Here is a 6,805-nt window from a genome sequence, read left to right on the forward strand (position 1 = left end):
CGAGTCCCTGCACTCCTCAACCACGCACGGGCGGCGGAGCCGCCTACGCCCGCAGCCGGGGCGCGAGGTCGCGCTCGAAGAGTTCCAGGAACCGCTTCTGATCGTGCCCGGGCGCGTGGAACACGAGGTGATTCAACCCGGCGTCGAGGTACGGGCGGATCTGCGACACCGCCTCGTCCGGATCCGACGCCACGATCCACCGCTTCGCGACCTGCTCGATCGGCAACGCATCCGCAGCCTTCTCCATCTCGATCGGATCGTCGATCGAATGCTTCTGCTCCGGCGTCAACGACAACGGCGCCCAGAACCTCGTGTTCTCGAGCGCCAACTCCGGATCCGTGTCGTACGAAATCTTGATCTCGATCATCTTGTCGATCTCCGCCACATCACGCTCGGCCTTGGCCGCCCCCTCCGCGACCGCAGGCATCAACTTCTCCGTGTACAACTCCATGCCCTTACCGGACGTGCAGATGAACCCGTCACCACTGCGACCGGCGTACCGGGCCACCACCGGGCCGCCCGCGGCGATGTACACCGGGATCCCGCCCTCGGGCACGTCGTAGATCGACGCCCCCTTGGTGGTGAAGTAGTCGCCCTCGAAATCGACCCGGTCACCGAGCCAGAGTTCCCGCATCAACCGGACCGCCTCCCGCAGCCGCGCGAACCGCTCCTTGAATTCCGGCCATTCGCCGGCGAAACCGGTCGCGATCTCATTGAGCGCCTCGCCGGTACCGACACCGAGCATGATCCGCCCCGGGTACAGACAGCCCATCGTCGCGAACGCCTGCGCCACCACCGCCGGGTTGTACCGGAACGTCGGCGTCATCACCGACGTCCCCAACTGCAACCGCTCCGTCCGCTCCCCCACCGCCGTCATCCACGCCAGTGAGAACGGCGCATGACCACCCTCGTGGCGCCACGGCTGGAAATGATCCGACACCGTCGCCGAATCCATGCCGTGCCGCTCCGCCAGCACACCCAGCTCCACCAACTCCCGCGGACCGAACTGTTCCGCGGACGCCTTGTAACCGAGCTTGAGTTCGTGGGCCACCGTGTACTCCTTCGTCTTCACGTCCGGTTCGCGAGATGCAAACCTCTTCTGCAGGTTAGAGCGCGGCCACCAGGCTGGCGACCGCCGCTCCCAGTGCCACCACCGTCAGGGCCACCGCGAACAACCACAACTCGTGGGGCGGCGGCATCGGTGCGCCGTCGCGCAGCGCCTTCTCGACCTGCGACCACCGCCGCATGCCGACGAGGGCCGCCGCGGCGGCGAGACCGATCAGGATCAGTCCGAGGGTCGTCCGCACCCATCCGGTGCTGAATTCGGGGACCAGGTGGATCATCGCGATGCCACCGGCCAGGAGTGCGAGTGAACTCCGCATCCAGGCGAGGAACGTCCGCTCGCTCGCGAGCGTGAAACGTTCGTCGGGCCGGTTGTTGTCGGTCACCGAATCATCTTTACACCGGTTCACGGGAACCGCACCAAGCAGGTACCCCGCAGTCCTAGATTGGAGGGGCAGGCCACAGCCAGGGGGCGTCCATGCGACCGTTCGAAGCTCTGCGATCCGCGATCTCTCTGCGTGTGCCGGCGGTGATGCTGCTGGTCTTCTCCGCGTGGGCGGCGCTCGGACCGTCGCCTGCTTCGGCGGAGCCGCGCATCACCAGGGTGGACGTCTATTCGGAGTCGATGGGCCGGTGGGTGGCCAACGACGTGATCTCTCCGGCGTCGGGAGGTCCGGCGCCCACCTTCTACCTCCTCACCGGCATCGGCGGCGGCTCGGACGGGATCTCCTGGTTCAACAACACCGGTGTGCGGGACTTCTTCACCGACAAGCACGTCAACGTGGTAATGCCGATAGGCGGGCAGTACAGCATGTACACCGACTGGGATGCCGACGACCCGGTCCTCGGCAGGAACAAATGGCAGACGTACCTGACGAGCGAACTTCCCGCCGCCATCGACGGCCGGTTCGCGACCACCGGGGCGAACGCCATCGGCGGGGTGTCGATGGCGGGCGGCGCGGTGCTCGACCTCGCGATCCAGGCCCCGGGATTCTACCGGGCCGTCGGCTCGTACAGCGGTTGCGCCGCGACGAGCGGGCTGCTCGGCCAGGCGATGGTGCGGTCGATGGTGGAATTGCGGGGCGGCGGCAACGCGACCAACATGTGGGGCCCGGCCGTGGACCCGCGGTGGCGGGTGCACGATCCGATGGTGAACGCCGAACGTCTGCGCGGCACAGAGTTGTTCGTCTCGAGCGGCAACGGGCTTCCCGGCGGCATCGACAACCACGACCCGGTGCTGGTGGTGCCCCAGACGATCGGGGGCAGTGTGGTCGAGATGGTGACCAACGTGTGTGCGTCCGCGTTCCAGTCGCGGTTGCAGGCGCTGGGGATTCCGGCGACGTTCGCGTACCTCTCGGAGGGCACCCATTCCTGGGGGCTGTTCGAGACGGAGCTACGGGAGTCCTGGCCCGTCATCGGCAGCGCGATCGGGGCGTGACCCGAGGGACTTCTCCAGGATCGGCCCGATGACCGCGAAGGCCTCCGGTGTGGTCATCCGCAGATGGTCGCACTCCACCTTGTTCTCGACGATCACACCGGTGATCGCGGGCTGCCAGACGCCCGGTGACGGCCGTTCGCCTTCTTCCCCGTCGGCGGACTGTGCGGCGCTGAAGAACAGCAGGTCGCCGTCGAACACGCGCGGGCGGTGTCCGGTGGAGATGTGCTTCGAGTTCTCCAGCCCGGTGCTGATGCGGCCGAGGAGGGTCGACGCGAACGCGGGGTCCCGGCCGAACGAGCGCCCGAGCATGTCGAGCAGTTGCTCGCGGTACGACGTGCCCGCGTCGTCGCTGCCCTCGAATTCGACGCCCAGCCCGTGCAACCACTCCTCGGCGTTCACTTCGAGGTCACCGAAGTTTTCGCCCTCCGCGACGTAGCTGTCCATCATCGCCAGGGTGCCGACCTCGGCGCCCGACTCACGGAGTTCCACGGCGATCGCCTGGGCGATGACACCGCCGAGTGACCAGCCGAGCAGGTGGTACGGCCCCCGGGGCTGGACCGCACGCATCTCGACCACGTACCGGTGAGCGAGTTGTTCCATCGACTCGAACGTCGTTCCGCCGCTGAGGATCGGCAGCTGCAGACCGTACACCGGACGGTCGGGCGAGAGGTGCCCGATCAGTCCGGCGTAGCCCAGCGCGAGTCCGCCGGCCGGGTGCACGCAGAACAGGGCGGGTTGCGCACCGGACGCCCGGAGCGGGACGACGACGTTCAGCACGTCGTCCGCCGGCATGCTTCCGAGCACCGACGGGTCGACGATCCTCCGGGCGAGGCCCTCCGGGGTCGGGTTGCGGAAGATCCACTGCAGGACGACGTCGGTGCCGAGCCGGTCCCGGAGCCCGGACGCCACCCGGGTCGCCACGAGCGAGTTGCCGCCGAGTTCGAAGAAGTCGTCGTCGGCCCCGACACGGTCGATGCCGAGCACCTCGGCGAAGACCTCTGCGACGGCCTCCTCCACCGGGGTGGCCGGTGCCCGGAACTCCCGGGGCGCGAGCACGGGGGCGGGGAGCGCCCGGCGGTCCAGTTTGCCGGTGCGGCCGACGGGCAGCCGGTCGAGCACCACCAGTTGGGCGGGCACCATGTACGGCGCGAGGTGCGACCCGGCGTACCGGAGGACCTCGGCGGTGTCGATGCTCGCACCGTCCTCCGCCGTCACGTATCCCACCAGCCGGTCGCCGGTGCCGTTGTGTACCGCGACCGCCGCCCGGCCGACGCCGTCGCAGCGGGCCAGCACCGATTCGATCTCGCCGAGCTCCACCCGCTGTCCCCGGATCTTCACCTGGAAGTCGTTTCGTCCCACATACTCCAGCCGCCCGATCTCGGTCCACCGCACGAGGTCGCCGGTACGGTACATGCGGGAGCCCGGTTCGCCGAACGGGTTCGCGACGAAGGACGCACCCGTGAGCGCCGGACGCCGGTGGTAGCCGCGTGCCAGTCCCGGTCCCGCGACGTACAGTTCGCCGATCACCCCCACCGGGACGGGCTGCAACCAGGTGTTGACCACAATGACGTCGACACCCCGCCCCGGACCGCCGACGTTCACCGATTCGTCGGGCGACAGGACCTCGCTGATCGTGGTCTGCACCGTCGCCTCGGTGGGTCCGTATCCGTTGAAGACGAACCGTCCCGGAGACCAGCGGTCGGCGATCTCGGGCGGGAACCGTTCGCCCGCGACGGCGAGAATCCGCAGGGACGGCAGGTCCTCGGGTCGGAGGGTGTCGAGGATGGTGGGGGTGAAGAACGCGTGCGAGACGTGCTCGCGCGCGAGGAGTTCGGCCAGTTCCCGTCCCCCGAGCACCGTCGGGGGCACGACCACCAGTGTCGCGCCGACGGCGAATGCCATCAGCAGTTCGAACAGGGACGCGTCGAAGCTCGGCGACGCCAGGTGCGACACCCGCGCCCCGTGCATCGACGCGAAGCGTTCCCGTTCCTCGACAGCGAGATTCGCGAGTCCGCCGTGGGTGAGCACGACACCCTTCGGCGTTCCCGTCGATCCCGACGTGTAGAGCAGGAACGCGGCGTGCTCGACTCTCAGCGGACGCAGACGATCGGCGTCGGTCACGGGGTCGCGGGAATATCCGTTCACGACGCCGGGATCGTCGAGCAGCAGCCACGGCACCACCCCGGGCAACCGGTCGCGGTGCGCGGTCACCGTCAGCCCGAGCCTCGCACCCGAATCCTCGAGCATGCCGCCGGTGCGCGCGGGTGGCAGCGCGGGGTCGACCGGCACGTAGGCCGCCCCCGATTTCGCGACCGCCCACACCGACAACACCCAGTCGATCGACCGGGGCACCCCGATCGCGACGAAGGCGTCCGGACCGGCGCCGCGGTCGATCAGCGCCCTGGCCAGCCGGTTCGACTGCTCGTCGAGTTCCCGGTACGACAGCGTGACGCCGCCGCACGACACCGCGGTCGTACCCGGTGCGAGCGCGGCACCCGCGGTGAGGACGTCGGGCAGCAGGCGTTCCGCGACCGCGGGGAAGCCGCGCATCGGTACGAGTTCGTCCCGTTCGAGGGCGTCGAGGATCTCGAGGTCGCCGACCCGGATCGACGAATCGGATGCGGCCGCATCGAGCATCCGGACGAACCGGTCGGCCAGGCCCGCGACGGTCTCGGCGTCGAAAAGGTCGGTGGCGTAGGCGAAACCGGCGGTGATGCCGGCCGGTGTTCCGTCGTCCGTGTACTCCTCGGCCAGTGTCAGCTGCAGGTCGAACCGGGCGATCGTGGCACCGAGGTCGATGCCGCGCACCTCGACGCCCGGCAGTGAGAGGTCGGGGCGCTGGACGTTCTGGAATTCGAGCAGCACCTGAAACAGCGGTGAATGCGCCGTGGAGCGGGGCGGATCGAGTGCTTCCACGACCTTCTCGAACGGGACCTCCGCGTGCGCATACGCGGCGAGGTCGACGTCGCGGACCTGGTCGAGCAGGTCGGAGAACCGGTCCGCGTCGGACACGACGGTCCGCAGGACGACGGTGTTGACGAACATTCCGACGACGTCGTCGAGTGCGGCCTCGCCGCGTCCGGCGACGGGGGTGCCGACGGCGATGTCCCCGGTGCCGGACATTCTCGCGAGGAACGCGGCCAGAGCGGCGTGCGCGACCATGAACACCGTCGACTGGTGTGTGGACGCCGTCGCCAGCAGCCGGCGATGCAGGTCGGCGTCGATCTCGAACCCGACCCGGCTCCCGTCCGGTGTGCGGTGCAGCGACCGTGGGCGGTCGGCGGGCAGGTCCAGCGCGGCGGGGAGCCCGGCCAGTGTGCTGCGCCAGTAGTCCAGTTGCTGCGACACCAGCGACTGCGGATCGTCGTCCGAGCCGAGGAGGCGGCGCTGCCAGAGCGTGAAATCGGCGTACTGGACGGTGATCGGTGCCCAGTCGGGGGCGTACCCGGCCGCCCGGGCGGTGTAGGCAGTCGTCACGTCGCGCGCGAGCGGAACCATCGACACTCCGTCCGCGACGATGTGATGGACCACGACGAGCAGAGTCCGGTCGGTGCCGGTGGTCTCGAACACGGCCGCCCGCAACGGAATCTGTTCCGTGACGTCGAATCCCTGCGCGACCGCCGCCGACAGCAGGTCCCGCAACTCCGCCTCGCCGGACACCGCGGTGACGGGCAGGTCCGGAACCGCATCGGCGGCGGGCAGGATCACCTGCACCGGTTCTTCGCCGGCCATCGGGAACCTGGTGCGGAGCGTCTCGTGGCGTCGCACCACGTCGGACACCGCGGCCTGCAGGGCGTCGAGGTCGAGTGCGCCGGTGAGACGGAACGCCATGGCGATGTTGTAGGCGGGCGAGGAGGTGTCGAACTGGTTGAGGAACCACATGCGGGTCTGGGCCAGGGACAGCGGAATTCGCGCGGGTCGCGGCGCCGCCCGCAGTTCCGGCCGGTGTGCCGGCGCACCGGCCTTCGCCGCGCGTTCCGCGAACTCCGCCACGGTCGGCGACTCGAACAGGGCGTGCACGCCGACGTCGACGCCGAGAGCCGCGTCGACGCGGGCGACCACACGGGTGGCGGACAGCGAATCTCCCCCGAGACGGAAGAAGTGGTCTTCGGCCCCGACGCGGTCGACGCCGAGGACCTCACCGAACACGTCGGCGACGACGGCCTCGAACGGCGTGGCCGGCGCCCGGAATATCCGCACCGGAGCCTCGGGTTCGGGTAGTGCGGCGCGGTCCACCTTCCCCGACACCGTCACCGGCAACTCCCCCAACACCACCACCACCGACGGCACCATGAACCCCGGCAA

Annotated in this window: 4 protein-coding genes; 1 reads left to right on the forward strand and 3 read right to left on the reverse strand. The window is 69.3% G+C overall.

The annotated features are described in order from the left end of the window. Window positions 1-43: 43 nt before the first annotated feature. Window positions 44-1,051, reverse strand: coding sequence for a glucose-6-phosphate dehydrogenase (coenzyme-F420) (gene fgd / locus ACFU5V_RS18680; protein WP_378701121.1), 1,008 nt, complete (start codon window positions 1,049-1,051; stop codon window positions 44-46). 55 nt (window positions 1,052-1,106) lie between these two features. Further along, window positions 1,107-1,448, reverse strand: a complete 342-nt coding sequence (locus ACFU5V_RS18685; protein WP_378701123.1) for a YidH family protein — start codon at window positions 1,446-1,448, stop codon at window positions 1,107-1,109. Window positions 1,449-1,540: 92 nt separating this feature from the next. On the opposite strand from ACFU5V_RS18685, the gene ACFU5V_RS18690 reads away from it, so the two are divergent. Next, complete coding sequence (locus ACFU5V_RS18690) at window positions 1,541-2,500, forward strand: alpha/beta hydrolase (RefSeq protein ID WP_378701125.1); 960 nt, start codon at window positions 1,541-1,543, stop codon at window positions 2,498-2,500. Here ACFU5V_RS18690 and ACFU5V_RS18695 read toward each other — a convergent pair. Then, a partial coding sequence (locus ACFU5V_RS18695; RefSeq protein WP_378701127.1) for an amino acid adenylation domain-containing protein occupies window positions 2,456-6,805 on the reverse strand: 4,350 nt, incomplete at its 5' end. The two genes, ACFU5V_RS18690 and ACFU5V_RS18695, sit on opposite strands and share 45 nt — an antisense overlap.

Origin of the sequence: Rhodococcus sp. NPDC057529 (genome assembly GCF_042802055.1) — a bacterium.
GTDB lineage: Bacteria > Actinomycetota > Actinomycetes > Mycobacteriales > Mycobacteriaceae > Rhodococcus_F.

Excerpts from the sequence above, each read along its gene's own strand:
- ACFU5V_RS18690 (WP_378701125.1), top strand. The coding sequence starts at position 1,541 with ATGCGACCGTTCGAAGCTCTGCGATCCGCGATCTCTCTGCGTGTGCCG.